This window comes from Rubripirellula lacrimiformis (assembly GCF_007741535.1).
Classification (GTDB): domain Bacteria; phylum Planctomycetota; class Planctomycetia; order Pirellulales; family Pirellulaceae; genus Rubripirellula; species Rubripirellula lacrimiformis.
The window spans coordinates 7,751,425-7,770,550 of record NZ_CP036525.1 but is presented as its reverse complement, the minus strand read 5'-3'; the positions used below and the strand labels follow the sequence as shown (position 1 = coordinate 7,770,550).

Below are 19,126 nucleotides of genomic sequence, written 5' to 3'. Positions count from 1 at the left end.
CGTTACGTGCTGCTAAACCACAGGATTGGGCAAACGGACGCCAGGATCCTCCTGGCCCCGCTACTCGGTGGTTCTTGTCGCAGCGAAAACCAGCTGAGTCAAGATCAGGTTGGCGTTCCATGTTTCACGAGCCTTTGTTCCTGCAAGGCTAGCTTTCGCGGCACTCGGCAATGCGGGTTGGTGATTTAGCCTGATTTGCGTCACTTTCGACGCCCCTCGAGCAAGTTCAGCAGTCAGGCCAAACTGAATCAGTTCCTGCATCGTCACCGACCGGAAATCGATCGCAATGTCCTCTCGTTGGTAATCGGTTTCTTCAATCTTCATCGGATCCATCCGTTGGATCGAGGTCACTTGATTCTCGGCCATTCCACAATCTGCCGCCATGCGAACAATTTGCGAGTTGGTCAGTTCAGTGCCTGATTGTCGATCGTCCGCAACCGATGACATCTCTCTCAATACAGCGATATCGGATGTCAAGCGATTGCATTTCAATTCGTTATTAGTGCTGTCATTGAACGCTGCCTCAGCGTCCATCAGCTGTAGTAGTGATACAAGAACCGCAACGAATAACGCTGACTCGACAATGATCAACCAGATGAAAGTTGGAAAGTCCTTTCTCATTGACCTTCACGCTGGCTGCGGATGTGCGGAATGAAATCGAAGCGAAGGGATACGCCGCCGCTCGTTGCAGTTGCGGAGACCGGTGGAACGGCGAGCCCCCCAATCCGAAGCCTTTCGGCAAAGAACTCCAAATCGGCGTAAGATTTAGCTGTCCCGGACAAGTTCAGCACGCCAGCGGACGCGAACTCCAGCCGATCAATGACAAAGGTGGAATCAGCAGGCTCAGGCATGGAAGCTAGGAACGCGTGTGTAACCGGAATTGCAGATCGAAGCTCAGGGGATTTTCTGCCTGCTACTCCCCGAGTGCCAGCAAGTCTTCGATGTTCGCTCTCCAGTCGGGCGACAATGCCAACCGGAATGGCTTCGTCGGGAAACGTTTCCTGGAATGCTTGCTCTAACGCAATGATGTGCTCATCTGACTGGTGCTGGTAGCGTTTTCGCAGCAGAAACAGTGATCCCACAACGCAGATCTGAAATGCCAGCAAAACCGCTACGAAAGTCTTGAGAGACCTTGAAATAGGTTGGTGTGGATTGCTAGACGCGAGCGGCCCATCACGAAGGTCGGCGATAGGACTTGTCGACCCTAAAGCGATCCGGGCGCACTCGGCCTCCGCGGCTTGCTCGCGATTCAATTCAATCGAGACGCAACTTTCCGCATTCGCGAATGTCTCTACCAGATTGTCGTCGCCGTCTATCACAGCAATACGGCCCGTTGTTTGGCCGCTGACGATTTCCTTCAGCTTGCCATCGGCGACAGCAAAATGGTCACCGTGCCATTCCCAAGATATCGGAATGCCTTGATGAAGTTCCATCACGTCGAGACCTTCACTTGATTGCCAGACAAGGTGGTCAACCGTCTTAAGTGACAGCTGACGCCGAAGCGACGCAACTGCTAGGAACGCTATCGGTGAGATGGATGCAACGTATTTTCCAGTCGCCTCCAGGCGGGCTACTAGCGGTTTGATCGATTCCGAATCGGTGGCCACAATCAACAGTCCGCCACGCGATTCGACACGTGCGATTGACAGATCGTCGGCATCAATCGGCAAATACTCTTCGAGTTCATAGACGATCTGTTTTCGATTCTTCAGCCTCTTTCGTTCCGATACAGTCTTGGAAAAACCAAAGCAATCAGACGTTCGCAACGCGATGACCACAGCACCGGCAAGCGGGCCTTCTGATAATGATTGGTCACCGGCTTCGCTTTCGCTGTGAAGCATTTTGGAACGGAGCGTTTCCTGTTGGCAGTCAGCGATCACCATTGGCGATTCAATCGTTTCAATTGCCATGTTTAACCTCCGAGCTTCCGCTGTTCGACCGAGACGCAAGCAGGATATTTTCGTCGAGGTGCAATAGGTGAGATTCACCTGTCAACTCGATTTCGACAAGCCGGTCCTTGATCGCCGTGACAATGGGGCTGCCAGAATGGTTCTTGATCGAGTCCCCTATGGTCACTTTTTGCATTTTGTCTTTGCAGGAGATCCACGCTGCTGAATAGGCGGGATCGGCATCGACAAGAGTTGCAATCAGCCGAGCATCAAGTCGCACTCGAACGATAGGTGCGGGGGGCGCCGCGATGGGGGCCGGAGGCGGTTCGGTCGGAATGGGATCAGAAAGTTGCCGACGTAGCGGCTTTCCCCAAACATATCGAAAGTTCTTTTCTCCGAGCCGGATCTTGATGGGCGATGGCTCGCTCGGCTGACGGATAGTGACTGAACTCAGATCCAGATTGACGTCATCTGGTTCGATTTCGGTCAATTGGCTCGTCGCAAATGTGGCGACACCTGCAGCGCAAAACAGTCCACTGGCCAGCCAAAGCAGTAAGCGTTTTTGTTGGTCTGGCATCGCTACGATAACTCCTAACGAGCAAGTCGGTAAAACGCTGTGCTTCTAGTACTCATGTCCGCGATGCTCCTGCGCGGCCTGGCTGTCCCCCCAGTCTACATAGAGCGATGACGGAACTCGACGGTCAGATTCGCAGAAAATCCAGACTGAAAAACAGTCGCTCTCTATGTCCAACCATTCTTCCGCCAACCGGGCCTGTGACTCTCGCAGTGCCAGTGATCGAATTAGCTGCTCTTTTGAGGAATACAGCGACTGAGTTCGCATGCTGTCGAACGCTGGTGGCAGACCACGGCCAAACAATTGATGCCATAGCACATCCAGGGTCTCTCGTTCGCTGCTCAGGACGTTCACTCGCCCACTGCCCCAAAGAGTCATTCTCTGTGTAGCGACTGCCATGTGGCGTGGTGATGATGCAGGGGCTCCACTCGTTTCCAAAAGCCAGTGCTCCCAGCGTGTTGCGCCGGACTGGTCCGCCGATAAGGTGTCACTGGATGGCTTCAGCAATCCGCCGTCCATGGCAAGCTCGTCCATGATTCGCGTTGCAGCCTCTTTACCTAGTGACCTTGATGCGTGAACAAGATTCAGTTTTGCCGATTCATCACCAATGATCACTCGCCACGTCTGCCCTCCAAGCCGAGCGTTTTTCCAAAGGAAAGGCTTCGCCACAGCGCCGTCGCCCGAAGCAGCTGTTGCCCTTGATTTGCCACCAAGGATTTTGTGTGCATTGTCTAATGAAAATCGGCGCAAGCTGGTCACGGCCCAGCGGTTGCGAAGATCTTTCTCCTCTTCGATGGCTGCTGATGCGACTCGCATACTCGTCGATGCCATTCGAGATAGCATCAATGACGCCACAGCAATCATGACGATCACCGTGACCAGCAGATAGCCGTCTCGTGAGCGGCGTTTGCGTTTGGAGCGGATCATCGTATGACCAAGTCCTTGAGGACTTTTGGTGGACCAGCAGAGTTCTCCCAAACCCAGACGCGGACCTGTGCAGGTACCGGGCCTGGCGAAGGAGGTAGCGGCTGAGGGTTCCCTTGCGAATCGAGCCGTTCAACAACGATTCGCGAAGGCTCGAATGCCAGAACATCGACTCGGTCCGAATCAATTCTTTCCAGCACTCGCCTTCCGTTTTGCAGCATGCCACAGCGGTATCCGATATCTCGAATTCCGGTGATATCACTTGGAGTGTTACCCGCTGACGAATAGGCAGGTGCGTCCGTGCGAATCCAGACGATTCCTGACCGTTCCCAAACAGCGTCGGCTGCCAACAGGTCGCGGCGCAGAAACTGAACGAATCGGCTTGGCCAAACCGGTTGATCCATCCGGTTTGCCAATCGCATTTGCATACTCAGTCCACGCAGCACACCGATCAAAGCTACCAGCAGCAATGCTGACAATGCGGCCGCAACCATCAATTCGATCAGCGTCATCCCTGGTCGCGTATTAGGCCGTCTTGTCCAGGTGTTTCCCGCCATTCTCATTCGGGCACCAGCACTTCCGCCCATGCTGTGCGAGTGCGGGCGTTGCCATCATTCGGTACCGACACGGTAAGGCGTACGATTGCACCTGACTTGAAATCGGACGACGCATGTTTTCGTATATCGACCTGAAATGGTGCAGACGTTTGACCCGCTGTGCGATCCACGCCGTAAGTCCCATATGCCCCCGTCGCAGCGAGACCCGAACGCCGGACCGCGTCGCCAACACCATCTCGGCTGAAATTGCTGATCGACCAGCTAGACAAGAAGTCATCCAGCCGCGCGACAGACTCGCGTTTGCGCTCGGCAGCCTTCAACTGACGAAGATGCTGTGAACTGCTGATTACAACCGTCGTCAGCAGGGTCCCCATCAACGCTAGCCCAGCGATGACCTCAACCAGAGTGATTCCGTTCCCGGCGGATGATCGCATCGACGGCCTCCTTTGATTCGTCGATGTACTGTTGACCGGTCATTCCCAGCACCAGCAGCCACTTCGGATCACTGCCATGTCGCCCCAAGGCGACCGCAAACGATTTGGAAACGCCAAAGCGATCGTAGGCTATGGTTGACCTTGTACTGGCACGCGAGTCGCCGAAAGCCACGCTCAAAATGCGAGAATTACTATCCAGCAAGACTTGTGAAATCGTTTCCTGCTTCGTGAGATTAAGCACACGAACTGACTGATCCTGACGATCAAACTCCAGCTCGATTTTGTCGCCACTGCGTGCATGCAATCGCGCCAACGCATCCATCGATCGCACCTGCGAAATCCCGTGCTGACGCTGCGATTCGGCCAATGGCAATCGGACCATCATCGCGGCTGTTGCTGACAGGATTGACACCAAAACCAGCACGATGGAAAGTTCGACCAGTGTGAAGCCCCTGGCAAATCTCGGCCGCAGTCTCATGACGTCTAGTTCTTTCGTTCAATGACTTGGGAGTCGAGCTGTCTGTTGCCTGCGTGGGACTGGCGGGAGCTGCACTCCATTTGAACCTATCGACGTCCGATCAAGCCCAGCTCTTTATTGAATTGGTCACAAGTTACTTGGTCAAGTTCGTACACAAACAGCGATGTCCCAATTTTTTCGACCGGATCCAACCGACTAAAGTACTCTAGAGATGGACGATCTGCGCCTGCGAAGCCGATTTTGTCCTGCCATTCCGCCGGGGAGAACGCATGTAGAAAATTGACGCTGATCACGTAAGTGCCAGCCGTTAACCGAGCCATCTGCGGATGGCTTCGATTGATCGGCACCGCACGGTCCCGTTGTTGAGGGGGTAACTGATGTCGGATCCCAACGAGTTCTGGATCCACCGGTCCCCAGAACGCCAGGTTCAATGGTTCGGTTTCCTCTCGTTCTTTCCACCAGTCGCTCAGCGCATACAGATCTTGTCCCCAGTCGATATTGGAATCTGCTAGTAGCAATTCGGGTTTTCCTGCCATACGGCTCGCTAAGCTGAAAAAGCCAAGCCAATTTGGAGCTTGCAGGCACACGATGACAACGGTTGCCAGCATCAGGGCGACTGCAGCTGACTTAACGCGGGGCGTGCGAAGAGTCAGACGGCCCATTAGAACGAACGCCAGCGGCAGCAGCGGAATCACGTAGCGAATGCCGATGTTCAACGTTGGTGGCTTGCTGGCGATCAGGATTAACAATAGCGGAATTACCAGTAGCGGAAGTTCCCGACGATTTGGCCAACGGCAAAACAGCGCAAGTCCCAGCAAAACGAGCGTCGTTGTTGGGACTTTGAATAGACTTGCCCAGAGATAATACGTCGCGAATCCACCTTTTCGGGTTTCGCCCATCAGATAGGCATGCCACCCGCGTTCAAAGTCAGCTGCTTGGAGGTCAACGCCTTCTACGAGATCGTGGGGCAGCGGAACCAGAAAGCCATGTGGTAAATGGCTCTGGACGTTTACAAGCTTCTCACTCACAAATTGATAGTTGCCGATTGGCTCCAGTGAGCCCATGCAAAGATAGCCAAAGTTTAGCAGGCACAGTGCTACCCCGCCGACCACGAAATACAGACAGGATTTTCGCGTGGACAGTGCACGAGAATAGGCATCGACGACCCCCACGATCACAATCGCCGGGATCAGTACAATCAAGCTAAACTTGCACAGTGCGGCGACACCCAGTGCAAATCCTAAGTTCATTGCGGTCTCCAGGCAGGGACGCTCGCGAAAGTAGTCCCACACGCAGATGAATATGATCAGCACTGATGCCGAGGCGACATCGCTGGTCACTAGGCACCCGTGTCCAAGAAGGGTTGGAGAGAAACACCACATCACCAATGAGAAAAGTCCGGCCTCCTCGCCATAGAAGCGACGGCCAAGCCAGTAGCACCCCAGGGCCCCCAGCCAAGCGAAAGGCAGCATCGCCGTTCTCGCGACGAAGAAGATTTGCCGCATTCGGTCTTTGTTAAGTCTCGCGAAATCACGCCCCAGCTTTCCTTCTGGGCGAGCCCCGATGCTCCGCTCCCAGCTGGACCCATCGAATGCGGGTTCCATCAACACGACCGGCAAGGCGGCGATGATCTTGGGTAGCGGCGGATTGACGTTGTAAAGGTCAAAATCCCAGTACTTGCAGTAGGTTACCCCGGCGACAAGATGGCCGGTCTCGTCTGCCGTTGGCGAGTTCCTCCACGCACCCCAGATCAGAAAAATGCTCTGCACTGCGATGCAAACGACCGCAACCGTTCGATACCACAGCAGACGACTTGTTCTAAATCTCTCGAGCATCATTCGTTCGTTGGGATCGGTGGGTGACGGGCGGATCGTTAAGTTGACTACTTCGACGAGTGTTCTCGAACGATTTCCCAGCATCGAACTCGTCCCCACGCCGAGTAGGGGCTCCAGCCTTCAATCGCCGGATGGCGAGTGAAACGCCAACCGAGCGGTGGGGAGTCAAGTAGCGGTGCATTCCAGGCTGTCGAGTCTATCAGCCAAGCTCGCTCGGTACGCTCGCGAAGCGTTTCGGGGCTGATCACGTCCGAGTCTCTCAGTAGCGGAAGTCCGCCGTCAAAACGAACCGCTTCGCCATTGTCCAGCACAAACACCCTGCGTTTTGGAGTCTGATTTCGGAGCCAATGTTCGGTTTCAAACAACAGGTACGAACGAGCAACCACTACCGGATGGCTCGGCTTGCTGTGTTCAATGATCGAAGCAGCGACTGGCTGCATCCCCCGCCGCCATTGGAAGTCGAGCGAGCGGCGGGAAAGCACGACCAACAACCCCAACGCAACCAGCAGCATCACCCTGTTCGCCGCTTTCGCCTCAACCAGACGGTAAAGAACGCTGACCAGAACAATGGGGTACAGCGCAAAACTTGCCAGCAAATAACGTGGCCATAGAATCGGCGTCAGGACCAACGAAATAGCGATCGCGATGAAATATGGCCCGAGGATCATTGCCACCAAGTATCGATCAAACTCTGATCCGCGGATGATGGCGTACCCTAGTGAGGCGAAGAATAGCAATGACAGCAGCACGCGAAAAATCAACGGCGTCGTCGCGTTGTACTCTTCGGACAAAATCAGTTCGGAAAACAACAAGGATACGCGTTCAAACGTCAGCGGTGGAATCCAGTATTCGTTGCGGACCTGGCCGATCTGATGCAGCAATGACGGTAGCCAAGGCAAGTAAGCGAGCGTTGGTATCGCAGCGAACAACCCAATCCACCTCAGTGAAACGCAGCTTTCCTGACCAGCGTCCTGCCGGAGTCGGTAAAACAGGTATCCAAGCTGGCTCGCAAAGAAAATCCCTCCAAAATTGTGCGTGTAAATCAACAAAACCGAAGCGATCATGAAACCCGTCGCGCTCACTCGTCGATCCCCATCGGATCGAATGAAGTTCCACAGGCAATGGGTCGATGCAACGCTCAGCATCACCATCAATGCGTACATCCTGGCTTCCTGTGACCAACGCACGTGAACAGCCAACAAAGCAAGCAGGATTCCTGGCCACAGAATTAATGGCATCCGGTCGGCAATCGGATGATTCATTGACGTCTTCTTCGAAAGCCATATCAGCGAACCGATTGTCGCGGTGCCAAACAGGAACGAGGGGTAGCGAAGAGAAAACAAGGAGTCGCCAATCAATCCCTGGAAAGCCCGCGACAGCATGTAATACAATGGCGGGTGCACATCGCCGGCAGCCCGGGTTAGCATTTCGGACCAACCGAAGTCATTGGTCAGCTTCCACGTGAATGCTTCATCGAACCAAATCGGCCGTTCAGCAATGTAGGCCAATCGCAAGATTGCACCCACCAAGACGACGATCGCAGGGCCGGCTATGCGAGCAATGCTATGACTATGTTCCCGCATTTCGAACAGCCCGATAAAAAACAAAACAAGAGTGCCCGAATACCGCTATTCTGATCGAAGCGTTCCAGTGGGTGCCACGATTTTAACGCGATGAATCCGAACAAGCGATGCGAGCTCGAAGACGATCCGAATCATTTCCCAAAACGTGACACGAGATCCACCGCTGTCGGCCCATTGATTGAGCGGCATTGTCACAATCTCTGGCGGTTCAGGATCCGATGACTGCAGCCGCATGATGATCTCGATATCGAATAGCCAACGAGTCAAAAACGGCGTTTGTAAAGCACAGCAAATAGGTGGGCAAACTCTCATCAGCTTCGCGCCACACTGAGTGTCCGTCAGGTCTGTATCTAGCAATCGGTTGCGAAGCCACCGGAACGTTTGACCAATAATCGATCGCAAGCGTGTCCGCCTGATATTTGCAGTTGCTGATCTTTCGCGGGCGCCCATTACCAAGGTTGTTGCTGGCTGAGCATCCATCAACGCAATCATACGATCGAGCTCGTTCAGCGGCGCGGACAAATCGCTATCCCAGTATCCGATGTATTTGGGAGACCGTTTGCTCGCGGCAAGAAAGCCGTGATGCACCGCGCCGCCTTTTCCCATATTCTGACCGCAGTTGATGTAATCGAATTGGGGGCTAGCTCCATCGCACACCGTTGCCAGCATCGCCTCGGTCTGGTCTGTGCTGCCATCATTGACGAACAGGAACGAGCAGTCAGGATGATGCAGCGCAAAATCCCTGAATTTCTCGCCGGGTAGACGCCTTGCCTCATTGAAGCAAGGCACGATCAGAACAGTCTTGAGTGGCATGCAACAATCGTAGCGGATTCGATGCGTCCGATGGGAACCTACAAGCCAATTGGAATGAGAGCTTGCCGTGCCAACTTTCCGCCCCTCGCACGCCGGACCCTGACATCTCGGGGATTTTCCCTGTTGGAGGATCGTTCAGCCTGCAGGTGCGTGATCCGCGAGGCATGATTCGAGAGGCCATCGTTGCGGGGGCCGCTCCCGCGTTTGTCCGTTTGCTCGTACCTCACTGTCCCACGGAACGTCAACGCTTCGCCGCCGCCTTACAACTTGAATGGTATTCCACGGCTCCGCCTGCCTGCTACCGCGTCCGGCCCGCTTCGCTCGCGCATCACTGGGACGATGACGGCATCCTGCGACAGGGCTAGTTCATGCGGCGACCATCCAGGTCGCCGTGCGCTACGCTCGTTGGTCATTCTCGAGTGTGCGCGGTCCACTCTTACTTCGCTGCGCTCGGGAAAGTGGCGGTCTGCCGGGTGGCGACATCGTGCCGAAGATTGCGACGAAATCCTATCGTCGCCTCGCTCCGATGCAATCGGAAGTTACTTGCCTATTTTGACTTTTCGGTACCTGGCGCCTTTCTCTTGCCCACGGTTGAACACCGAACACAAGGCCTGACCCCGGCGAAGCCGTTCCCCGAGGCCAACAGAAAAGGCCGCCTTGCGGCGGCCTCGTCAAGCGTCATTTCACTTCGGTGCATCGCCTGGAGCACTCGTCAATGAGACCTAGCTCATTTGATTTCTCCGGTCCTTAGAGTAAACCGGGAGCCCCCGTGATAGCGACACTTACCAGCAAAAAGATCGAATTCAAAAGGCTAACCAATGCCAACGCGAATGAACCCGCAAAAACGCCAGACAAGAACCTTGATTGACGATTTCGCCGGAAGGCAAATGCTGAAACGCAACCAATTATCACTGCTGGTAAAATGAAGCCACCAAGCATGCCAAGAAGCGGGTTTGTCACGTTCACGCCCACAACGTCAAGCAGTGATGCTGTGAACGCGCCCAATACGAATAGACAAGGAATTGCAAGCAGGAAACCTAAGCTACAACTCCACCATCGCGAAACAAAAGACCAGCCCCAAGCATTTGGCGGCTTAACACCCTCATTCATATCTGACAACCTCCACCGGTACCAAGAAGAGTCCAGGTGTTCGTTGATTTGCTCCAGATCCAATTTGATTCACGCGCACACGGAATCACTGAACATATCGCCGGCGGGCACAATCCGTTGCTTCCACAAAAAGCACCGCAAAAAGTGATTCCTGGCATTACCGGTGGCAACCACCACGGCATCGGTAGCGGTAAAGGTACTGGCGCGGGAGCCGCTGGGACGCATCCGCAAGAGCAAAGCGGCCAGTTTCCAGACGGATCGACCCACGTTATTGGGTTAGATTCAACATATCCGTAGAGACCATACGAGTGCTTTTGCAACGGAGTCTCTTGCCCTGGATTACCAAGTGAGAGACTTTCGCGATGCACACCGTAAACTTCAGCAACTTTCAAAAATGTTGAATTTTCAAAAACATCATCGTCGACAAGGGACCAATCTATGTTTTGGAAAAACTCTTTAACGCGACGATCCTTGACAATATCTAAAAGCTCATGCCCAATCGGATCTCTGGAGCAGAACCTGCCCGACTCGCTGTCGTACATGCGGGCGCGGTAGTGATACAGCCCAAGCGCCTCGTCGTACTCGCGTCCCGTGTAGGTATAGCGATTGTTCTCGGTACTGGTCGTAAGTGAAGTGCCACTGGCGTCGGTGGTCGTAGGTGTGCCGTACGCATCGTAAGCGTAGCGTTCGCTGACGGTTCCGCCGCCGTTAGTCATAGCGGTGACGCTATATTGTTGGTTGCGATGGTAGTACCGCAGCCCGCCGGTGCCACCACGCAGCACCGGTTCGTCGATATAGCTGGCGTAGACGTAGTTGTACGTCGGGCTCGAAGCCGCCGTACCAGAGGTGTAATCGGCAACCGTTTGCTGCCCGTTCTGCACATAGATGCTGGCCGTTGTGCCATCGTCACGCCCGACGCGCCGAAGGAGCGCATCCCACTGGTACGTCACGTCATCAGTGGCGTCGTTGTCGATATCCGCCCCGATCAGTTTGTTCTCGAAGTCCCACTTCATCGCCAGTGGGTCGCTGCCAGGACGCAGCACTGCCGGGATTGACGTTGTGTTCCCCTTGGTGTCATGCGTCACGGCTTGGCCAGCCACAGTCAGCATCTCGTGCGTTGGGCCGTGGGTGCGTGCCTGAGAACTGGCGTTCTCGGTAAAGCTGTTCCAGTCCCCTACTAGGCTGAGGTTCCAAGATTGGTCGAGGCTGCTGTCGTCCCGCTCCCAGTTGACCAGGCGATCTTCGTCATCGTAGCCGCTGGAGCCCACGTCGAACCCGTAGCCGGATAGCGTGCCAGTGATTGCCTCAGACGTCTTGTTCTTGTTCGAATCCCAGCCGTAGGTGTAGTTCCCCACCGCAGCGCCGCTGTGGGTAATCGACGCGAGCGTGTTATCGGTATTGTAGGCTCGGGTTGCGCTCACTCCGTTATTATAGGCAGAACCCGTCATCCGGCCACCATCGTCGTAGGTGCGGGTATCCACCGTCGTGCTTGCATATGCGATCGTCGCCAACTGGCCACGGTCGCTGTAGGTGCGGGCGACCGCGGTCCCGTCGGGATACGTGTAGCCGGACACTTGGCCAACCGCGTCGTAACCGGTCGCGGTCGTGTAGGTTTGGCCACCCATTGTGAGGGCTTCGGTCGCTTTTCTGCCCGCATCGTCGTACGTGTAGGTCACGGTGTTCGCGTATCGGCCACTGACCGCCGTCAAGGTCCGCCCGGCATCATCGTAGGTGAACGTGTCGGTATGCCCCTGGCCAGAAAGCGGCCCGGAAGCGTTGGCCGCGTAGACCTTGTCAAGCAACCGTCCGGCCAGGTCGTAGGCGTAGGTGCAGGTATCACCCTGCTGGTCCATGCGGGCCTCCGTCCGCCCAGTCGCGTCCGGCGTGAAGCTGACGATGCCGTAGCCGGTTTGCCCTGGCGTGCTGCTGGGGACGTGGTCGGGATACGTCTCGGTCAGTTTGGTGCCAGCATCGTCGTAGGTGTAGCTGGTCACCTGATCCTGAGCATCTGTCAGGCTGAGCAGTTGGCCGGTGGCCGAATAGGCGAACTCGGTCTCGCCGCCAAGTCGGTCGGTTTGCATCACCTGACGACCCCGAGCATCGAACGCGTAGGTCGTCGTCTCGCTCTTGGTGTCCGTTGCTGCGATCTTGTTGCCCGCCGTATCGTAGCTGCTGCTGACCACGGCGCTGCTGGTGTCGGTGCAGCTCAGGTCTCGGCCCAGTGCATCGTAGGTGCAATCCTGGCCAACACCGTTCGGATCACGCACCTTCAGCTGGTTTCCTGCTGCATCGAACTCATAGCTGGTGATTTTACCGAGGGCATCAAGGCTTTGGATCGTCCGGCCCGCCGCATCGGTGTGCCGCTGGCTCACTTTGCCGAGCGCGTTGACACTTTTGGAGACCAGCACCGTGCCGAATCCGCTGACCGTGGTGGTTGCGTCATGGACACTACAGTTCCATGTGATCAGTGACGAGTCGCTCGCTTTCAGCACCCCGCTCATCACGCTACGTCCGGCGGCGTCGGAGATGGCGTATCGCACCTCCCCTTCCGGATTGATCGTCACGCGGGCCGAACCGGTTGCATCAGCATCGAAGCTAACGCCCGCACCACCATTGGCTTCTGTATCGGCGAGCTTGGTGAGGGCCGCCGAGAGCGACACCGGATCACTGCCGATCAGAAGCGTCATTCCTCCACTGCTGTCCAGGCCAACGTCATCGGTCAGGTCGTCATCGTATAGGAACTGTTCGGTCAACCCGTCCGTTGCCGATACACCGCCCAGTCCGGCGATCGGTGGATCGGTCGCATCGACCGTCCCTCTCGCAACCAGCCAAGTCGTTCGGGCGACCGGCCGGCCTCGGCCATCGTACTTTGTTGTCATCTCACGAAGTGTCTTGGCGTTGACCGGATCATCAAGCGACGCCACGTGTGACGTGTAGTCTTCGATCGATACCTGGTGAATCGTCCGCCCAACAGCGTCTTTGCGAACGATCGAGCCATGGCCCAGGGGGTTCTCGCTGGCCATCACTTGGCCGCAGCAATCCTCGTAATGGGTTTTCCAAACCTTCCCGGCAAAGTCAGTCCGCTCGATGCGGCGCCCCAGCAGGTCGTAAGCGAACGACTCAGTCGCCGCTTCAGCGGTGCCGGGCGCCTCGGTGTGAGTCGCAGTCAGACCCCTTCCGTTGTAGGTCCAGGTCTCTTTGGCTTTCTGGTAGCCCTCGCTGTCGCCAGAGTCAAAATAGCGCGGAGAGCGAACTTCGGTGACGTTCGATGCCAGGTCGCAGTCGGTTTCAGTGCGCAATTCCATCGCGGTGGGCAGGGTTGATAGCGTACTGCGGTCATCGTAGTCGGCATCCGCAATCACTGCGATTGCGCGATTTCGGCTGTCGTATTCAGTGGTGGTCGCTGAATTACGGCCATCGTAGCTCCACTCTAGTGTGCCATTCGCTCGATAGACGCGGTCGCTAATTAAGTAATCGGCGTTGGGGCCGCTATCGCGGACCAGTGAATTGACAGCAGCGTAGTCTGCCAACGAGAATTCGGCTGTTAGGCCGGTAACCGTTCGAATCAAGCGTCCGTCTGTCGCGTCGTAGGCGTGGAATGTCTTTCTGCCCGATGAGTCTTCGCGGCTGAGCAATTTGTTATCGCGGAACACTAGTTGAGTGGCCTGTTTGCCGCCGTCGCTCGAATTCACAAAGGTGCCAATGCGGCGACCACGAGAATCGTACAGGTATTCGGTTAAGTCGCCACTTTGGCGCACCGCAACGACAGAGTCGGTGCCGTTCAGGTATTCCATTGTCTGCGCGATCGCAATGTCTGACGTCGCAACTTCAGTATCGGAATCATCGATAACCGCTGCCGCCTTGGTTTCCTCTACGAGCCGATCTGCTTTGTCGTACTCGAATGTGGACACCACCTTGGCTCGGTTGATTCGCTTTACCACCAGCCCAGTAGAATCGCCTGTAACGCCGTAGATTGTTCGGTCAGATGTGCCGTCATCGTAGAGACGGCTGATTTCACGTCCTCGGCTGTCGTAGAAGAACTGAGTCGTATGGCCAGCTGGATCCACGACGGTATCAAGTCTCCCATCGGACTTGTATGCGTAGGCCGTTTCGGGGCGCGATCCGCCGAGCGATGCTGTCGGCTGAATGATTTTCTTCAACCGGTCTAGTGAGTCGTACTCGTAGTTTGTCACATTCCCAAGAGGGTCCGTCTTGCTTTCGATACGTCCCTCACCATCATTTCCTGGCGAGATGTACGTGAACGTTTCAACTGCATACTCCGCAGTTTGCACGTCATCCGTCGGGCAACGGTTGTACACGCTGCTGTAAACGTCACCAGGATTGGAAACGCCGTCAACCAATCCCTCTGCTTTGGTCAGCATCCTTCCGGCGGAATCGTAGGTGTATCGCGTCACATTCCCATTGCGGTCACGCATGCGGATTAAGTTGTTGCCTCCGTCATAGCAAAAAGCCTCAAACGTGCTCCCATCAGAGTAATGTATGAAAGTCAAGCTGCCATTGCTGTCGTATTCGAACTCGCGAAAGACACCACGGGAATCACGTGAGGCCTCAGGGTTGCCTGTTTTCATCGAGATACCGGTCTCGAGCTGAAAAATGGGTTCCGCCTGACCTGTAAGCGTCATCTCCCCCATTTCTTCTGCAATTGACCAACCATCCTGGTAAAAGATTTCTGGCGCAAAGTCGAAGGTGTCAAGATTCTGGACCGTCTGTTTCAAGCGACCGCCACCCTCGTATATCACTCCCTTGATACTACTCTCGCCTGCCCCGTTGAGGTAAGTGACCTCGTCTTCGCCATTGACTACGACGCGTGTGAGCCCCACGGCCGTCGGCACGACAGAACCGTTGACTGTCGCAACCGATCCCGTCAGCGAAACAGTCTTTCGACGATGCTTTGGTGCCGCTGCGACGTCCTCAAAATCCATTTCAACCAGCCCGTTAGTCCCAGCAGCATAAGAAATGGTCGTCTGGGTGCCGTCCGGATAATCCACTGTGCTCAGAAAGCCGCCTGCGTATCCGTAATCGATGTAGTCGCTGTTTGGTAACGTGATGCGACTCACAGCCCACAATCCGCTTTGCTGTTGGGCGTTGTAGTCGAAAGTAAGTGTCTGGCCGTGGGAGTCTACGACTGTATCGATTTGCCACAGCCTGTCGGGAGCCGCGTCGATCTGCGGCTGAGTCCATGTTTTGTAGTTGATGGTGTAGCCATTGCCATCGCGAGTGTGAGCTTCGATAAGTCGCCCATTCTGAGGATGGTGAACGGCGGGGTCAAATCCCGGGTACGCTTCGGCGACTACCAACTCAAACAAAAAGATGTCGCCATTCCAGCTCGTTGCACGCGCAAACTCTGCACCCGCAAATTCAAACGCGTCCGCATCAATGTCGTAGTATCCAGGCAGTGGAGCTTCGATGGCTGCGAGCTGGTCATCCAAAATCTCAATTTTTTTGAATCGCGAGCGATCGCTTGGAATCAACGAGACAGCATCCTCGGCCAGATTGAGTTGATAGCGAAACTCTACTCTTGACGCAGCACTGGGGTCGAAAATCGACGCTTTGAAAATGCTGGTGTTAATTCCGCCTAGTGAATTGAATTGAAATCGAATGTCACAGCTTGAAAATACGCCGGGCCCGAAGCTGCTGACCTCCGTAAGATCACGGCTTCGATGAAATCGCTTTATTGATGTCGAATATCCGTCTGGAGCCGAATAATCTGTTGCATTGTGGAAGTAGTTATAGGTCACGTTGAAAACGCGTGACTGCCCGTGGCTGAAGTAGGCGTCATTGCTCATCGATTTGCTGGTATTCCCCGGAATCGCAGGAATCGCATCTTGGTTTGGTGCTTCCACTTCTCCCCCGCATCCACAGCCAGATCCAGGCTCACCGTCCTCGCCTTGGCACCCATCAAGGTCGAATGAACTGTTCCAGCACATCAAAGGAACATCAGTCGAAGCGATGTCGTCCGCTTCAGATTCGCTGATAGTTGGAGACGTACTGCCCCCATCTGTCCCCATCGCCATCGACGTGAAAAGGAAAGAAGCCGTTAGAACGAAGGCAATTGAAAGTAGCCGAGGTTCGACTGAAGCAAGGCGTGCGTTCTTCATTTGCTCTGTCTCCAAGTTCGGGAGTCTGTCGCTAAGGCAAAGGTTCATTTTTGATTTCCCAGATGGGATGCTACTTGACAACATTGACTATGAATCGGGTGCGACCCGATGCCTCTGGCGAGGCTGCAAGGACTTTGATGTTTGCGATCGACCCCGGTGTCGCAGTCAGTGTGGCTGTCGCTATTCCGTCTTCGTCAGCCGCAACGGTAACGCTTGCCAGTCCATTTTCAAAAGCACCAAGGTCAAACGAAGTGAACGTCACCGGCATGTTCGCTACCGCCTTCACTTCTAGCCGCACTGCTTCGCCTTGCTGGATTTGCTGCAACGACTTCGACAGCGACTCGATGACAGGGACGCCTTCAGCGGGCTGAGCCGATTGCCAGACGCGTCCGGGAACAGATATCGCCAAATACTGATCCGGGCGACGCCGGTACTCAGTGGCGTCAAATGGTGGGGCTGGAATCATAGGGCTAGTAAGCTCAGGACTATTCTTGTTGCTTAGGGCGTCAAAGGCGGCGCGGGTTCCACTGCTAAAGTCGGGGTCGCGCAGAGGAGTTGTGCCGTAACCGCTGCTCTTTAGGTCTTTGCCGGCCTGCAAGGCACGCTGTCCTGTTTCTATGTCGCTACGAGGGCGTTTGATCCCTCCAACTTGGACCGTTGAGTTTCGTAGGGAAGGGGACGTCTCGCTCGTCGCATAGGGCGTGTCCACTCGCTCACGCAGGACAAAAAACGCTCCAGCTACAATTATGGGCACCAGCAGTAGCAGCAGTAGTGCCAAACTTGCAGGGTTCGATTGTGCATGTCCCTTCGCAATATTTTTCATTTCGTTAACTTCTCAACATAGGTGAGGAGGGTCAGAAGCCGATGAGCGTTTGCCGTGGCGGTTGCGGCGTCCCGCTTGGATTCATTTCGATCAACACCGTCAGCGCTAATTCTTCCTGAAATAAAATACACGTTCATTGAATGTCCAATTTCATCGAATACGCTGGCGTCCGCAAATCTTGCCAGTTCCGCTGGGTTCATGAACTGAAAGTGCATCCGAGCTGAGCCAGTTGGCATCGGCATGGTATGCCCCATGACATAGTTCTTGCTAATTACGTAGAAGCCCGGAATTAAATCTCTCGAGTCATGGCGTGCAAACGAGCTGGCATCACGCGCAGTTGGTGCGGTGTAGGAAATCCCAATGGACGCCGGGTCATAAGATCCGAAGTACGCTAATCGCAAATCCTTCTTTGCGTCCGGGTTGGCATCAAGCCAATCGCGAAGCTGGATCAAGTCCTGCCCCCAGTCGATATTGCTGTCGCACAGCACGAGGTGGCCGCGCGACGGGCCTCCGGCTACCGGGCTGAAGTAGCTAAGGTGATCAGGGGCGTTTCGAATCGACGTAACTGCAAACCAACACACCAGACCCGATGTGACGACCGTCGCCCACCGGCGTGTTGCGAGCGAGCGACCTTTCTCAATAAGTCTCCCAAGCTGGCTAGCCCACACAAAGATCGCTGGCAGAACGGGAAGGGCATACCGCACGTAGCGGTTCAAGCCAGTGCTCGTGCTGACAATCACAAAGAAAATCAGTGCAGGAAGCAGCAAGCAGGCAATCCCGAATTTTGAGTTTTGATCAGGTCTCCATAGGCACGCGACTGCCGATCCTGCGGCCAGCATCATCCAAGCGGCAAGCGGAACTTTTACGAATAGTCCAACGATGTAGTAGTACCACCATCCGCCCTGCTTCCATTCGCCGAGGAGATAGCTTTTCCAGCTTGGGTCATATCGACCGCGCTCGAAGTCGCGGGTTTGGATATCAATTCCTTGCAGGTAGTTGGACGGCAATGGAACTGGCAGTCGTCCCAACGCAGATTGCGCGAATCGGTTTCCTTTTGGTGGTGTAATAATTCGCGGGTCACAGTCGACACAATCGGGATTTTTGTCGACACGGACCTCTAGCCCAGAGAATGTCGTGCTCACAAACGCGAACGACCCAAGCGAGCGAAAGCTGCCAGCAAAGCCGTAGAATCCATTTGTCAATAAGACTGCTAGGCCGGTTGCCATCGCAAGTTGGCCAATAGAGGCCTTCCAGCCGTCTGCCGGCTCGACCGACGCTCCGCTTGTCGATTTGCGTTGGAACAAGAGTGCGGTCGTCCACAATAACGCAAAAACTCCTGGCAGTATCAACCAGATGCTTTTCGTTAGCATCGCAATCGCCATGGCAGAACCGAGCGTAAGCGTCCAGGTCCAACCGCCTTCTCGCTTCCATCTCCAGAAAACGTAGCAAGAACCTGCAAACGCGACAACGGACGGCAGATCAGGAGTGATTACACTCCCATAGCCAAGTACATTGGGTGAAAAGGTCCAAAGTGCTAATGCGATCATTCCGGAAACTTCACCGAACAGATCTCTGGCCCACAGAAAGCAAAGCCAGCCTCCGATTAGCGAGATCGGTATTACTGCAAGCCGAGCAATGAAGAAGTCATGGAAGGAGTCTTCGCCCTTCAAGTCAATCATCCGCCTGCCGAGGTAAACCTCGCTGCGAAGCGACGGGTCACTGCGGTAGTAATCCCAATCCATTTGCGGATCGGAAAAGAAATAAACGGGGGCCGCAGCAATCGTGCGTACGAGTGGCGGATTAACGCTGTAGAGTTCGAACCTTCCCAGTTCCCAATGAGAAATGCCAGCAGCCAAATGTCCGACTTCATCCCAGGTTGGGCTATGCACTTTGGCGGAGTGAACAAGCAGTAACGCCTGAACCGTAAGCAGTCCACTGACGATCGCATTGACTGCGTACTTGTTCACTTAGTGCCCGTGGGTGAAAA

The 19,126-nt window shown here is 55.0% G+C and carries 12 protein-coding genes; all 12 read right to left on the bottom strand.

Annotation, left to right across the window (positions count from 1 at the left end):
• Positions 1–60 precede the first annotated feature (60 nt).
• Positions 61–534 (bottom strand): hypothetical protein, encoded by a 474-nt coding sequence (locus K227x_RS27020; RefSeq protein ID WP_218933570.1) that lies wholly within the window; start codon positions 532–534, stop codon positions 61–63.
• A gap of 83 nt (positions 535–617) precedes the next feature.
• Positions 618–1,988, bottom strand: a complete 1,371-nt coding sequence (locus K227x_RS27015; RefSeq protein ID WP_145175377.1) for a hypothetical protein — start codon at positions 1,986–1,988, stop codon at positions 618–620.
• Positions 1,989–2,511: 523 nt separating this feature from the next.
• Complete coding sequence (locus K227x_RS27010; RefSeq protein WP_145175374.1) at positions 2,512–3,390, bottom strand: hypothetical protein; 879 nt, start codon at positions 3,388–3,390, stop codon at positions 2,512–2,514.
• Positions 3,387–3,899 carry a hypothetical protein gene (locus K227x_RS27005; protein ID WP_218933569.1) on the bottom strand — a complete coding sequence of 171 codons (513 nt, stop codon included), beginning with the start codon at positions 3,897–3,899 and terminating at the stop codon, positions 3,387–3,389. The genes K227x_RS27010 and K227x_RS27005 overlap by 4 nt, the downstream gene beginning before the upstream one ends.
• A 47-nt stretch (positions 3,900–3,946) precedes the next feature.
• The gene (locus tag K227x_RS27000; RefSeq protein WP_145175368.1) at positions 3,947–4,378 is read right to left on the bottom strand and encodes a type II secretion system protein; all 432 of its coding nucleotides are present in this window, start codon (positions 4,376–4,378) and stop codon (positions 3,947–3,949) included.
• Entirely contained in the window at positions 4,341–4,856 is a 516-nt protein-coding gene (locus tag K227x_RS26995; protein ID WP_145175365.1) for a type II secretion system protein, read from the bottom strand. Before K227x_RS26995 ends, K227x_RS27000 begins: the two co-directional genes overlap by 38 nt.
• 86 nt (positions 4,857–4,942) lie before the next feature.
• A complete protein-coding gene (locus tag K227x_RS26990) occupies positions 4,943–6,775 on the bottom strand; it encodes an ArnT family glycosyltransferase (protein ID WP_145175362.1) in 1,833 nt (610 codons plus the stop codon).
• On the bottom strand, positions 6,739–8,274 hold the full coding sequence (locus K227x_RS26985) for a glycosyltransferase family 39 protein (RefSeq protein ID WP_145175359.1): 1,536 nt from the start codon (positions 8,272–8,274) through the stop codon (positions 6,739–6,741). The genes K227x_RS26990 and K227x_RS26985 overlap by 37 nt, the downstream gene beginning before the upstream one ends.
• 45 nt (positions 8,275–8,319) lie before the next feature.
• On the bottom strand, positions 8,320–9,087 hold the full coding sequence (locus tag K227x_RS26980; protein ID WP_145175356.1) for a glycosyltransferase: 768 nt from the start codon (positions 9,085–9,087) through the stop codon (positions 8,320–8,322).
• 1,106 nt (positions 9,088–10,193) lie between these two features.
• Positions 10,194–16,004, bottom strand: a complete 5,811-nt coding sequence (locus K227x_RS26975) for an RHS repeat-associated core domain-containing protein (RefSeq protein ID WP_218933568.1) — start codon at positions 16,002–16,004, stop codon at positions 10,194–10,196.
• Between the two features lie 382 nt (positions 16,005–16,386).
• Positions 16,387–16,782 (bottom strand): hypothetical protein, encoded by a 396-nt coding sequence (locus K227x_RS26970; RefSeq protein ID WP_145175350.1) that lies wholly within the window; start codon positions 16,780–16,782, stop codon positions 16,387–16,389.
• A gap of 353 nt (positions 16,783–17,135) precedes the next feature.
• On the bottom strand, positions 17,136–19,106 hold the full coding sequence (locus tag K227x_RS26965) for an ArnT family glycosyltransferase (RefSeq protein WP_145175347.1): 1,971 nt from the start codon (positions 19,104–19,106) through the stop codon (positions 17,136–17,138).
• Positions 19,107–19,126: the final 20 nt, after the last annotated feature.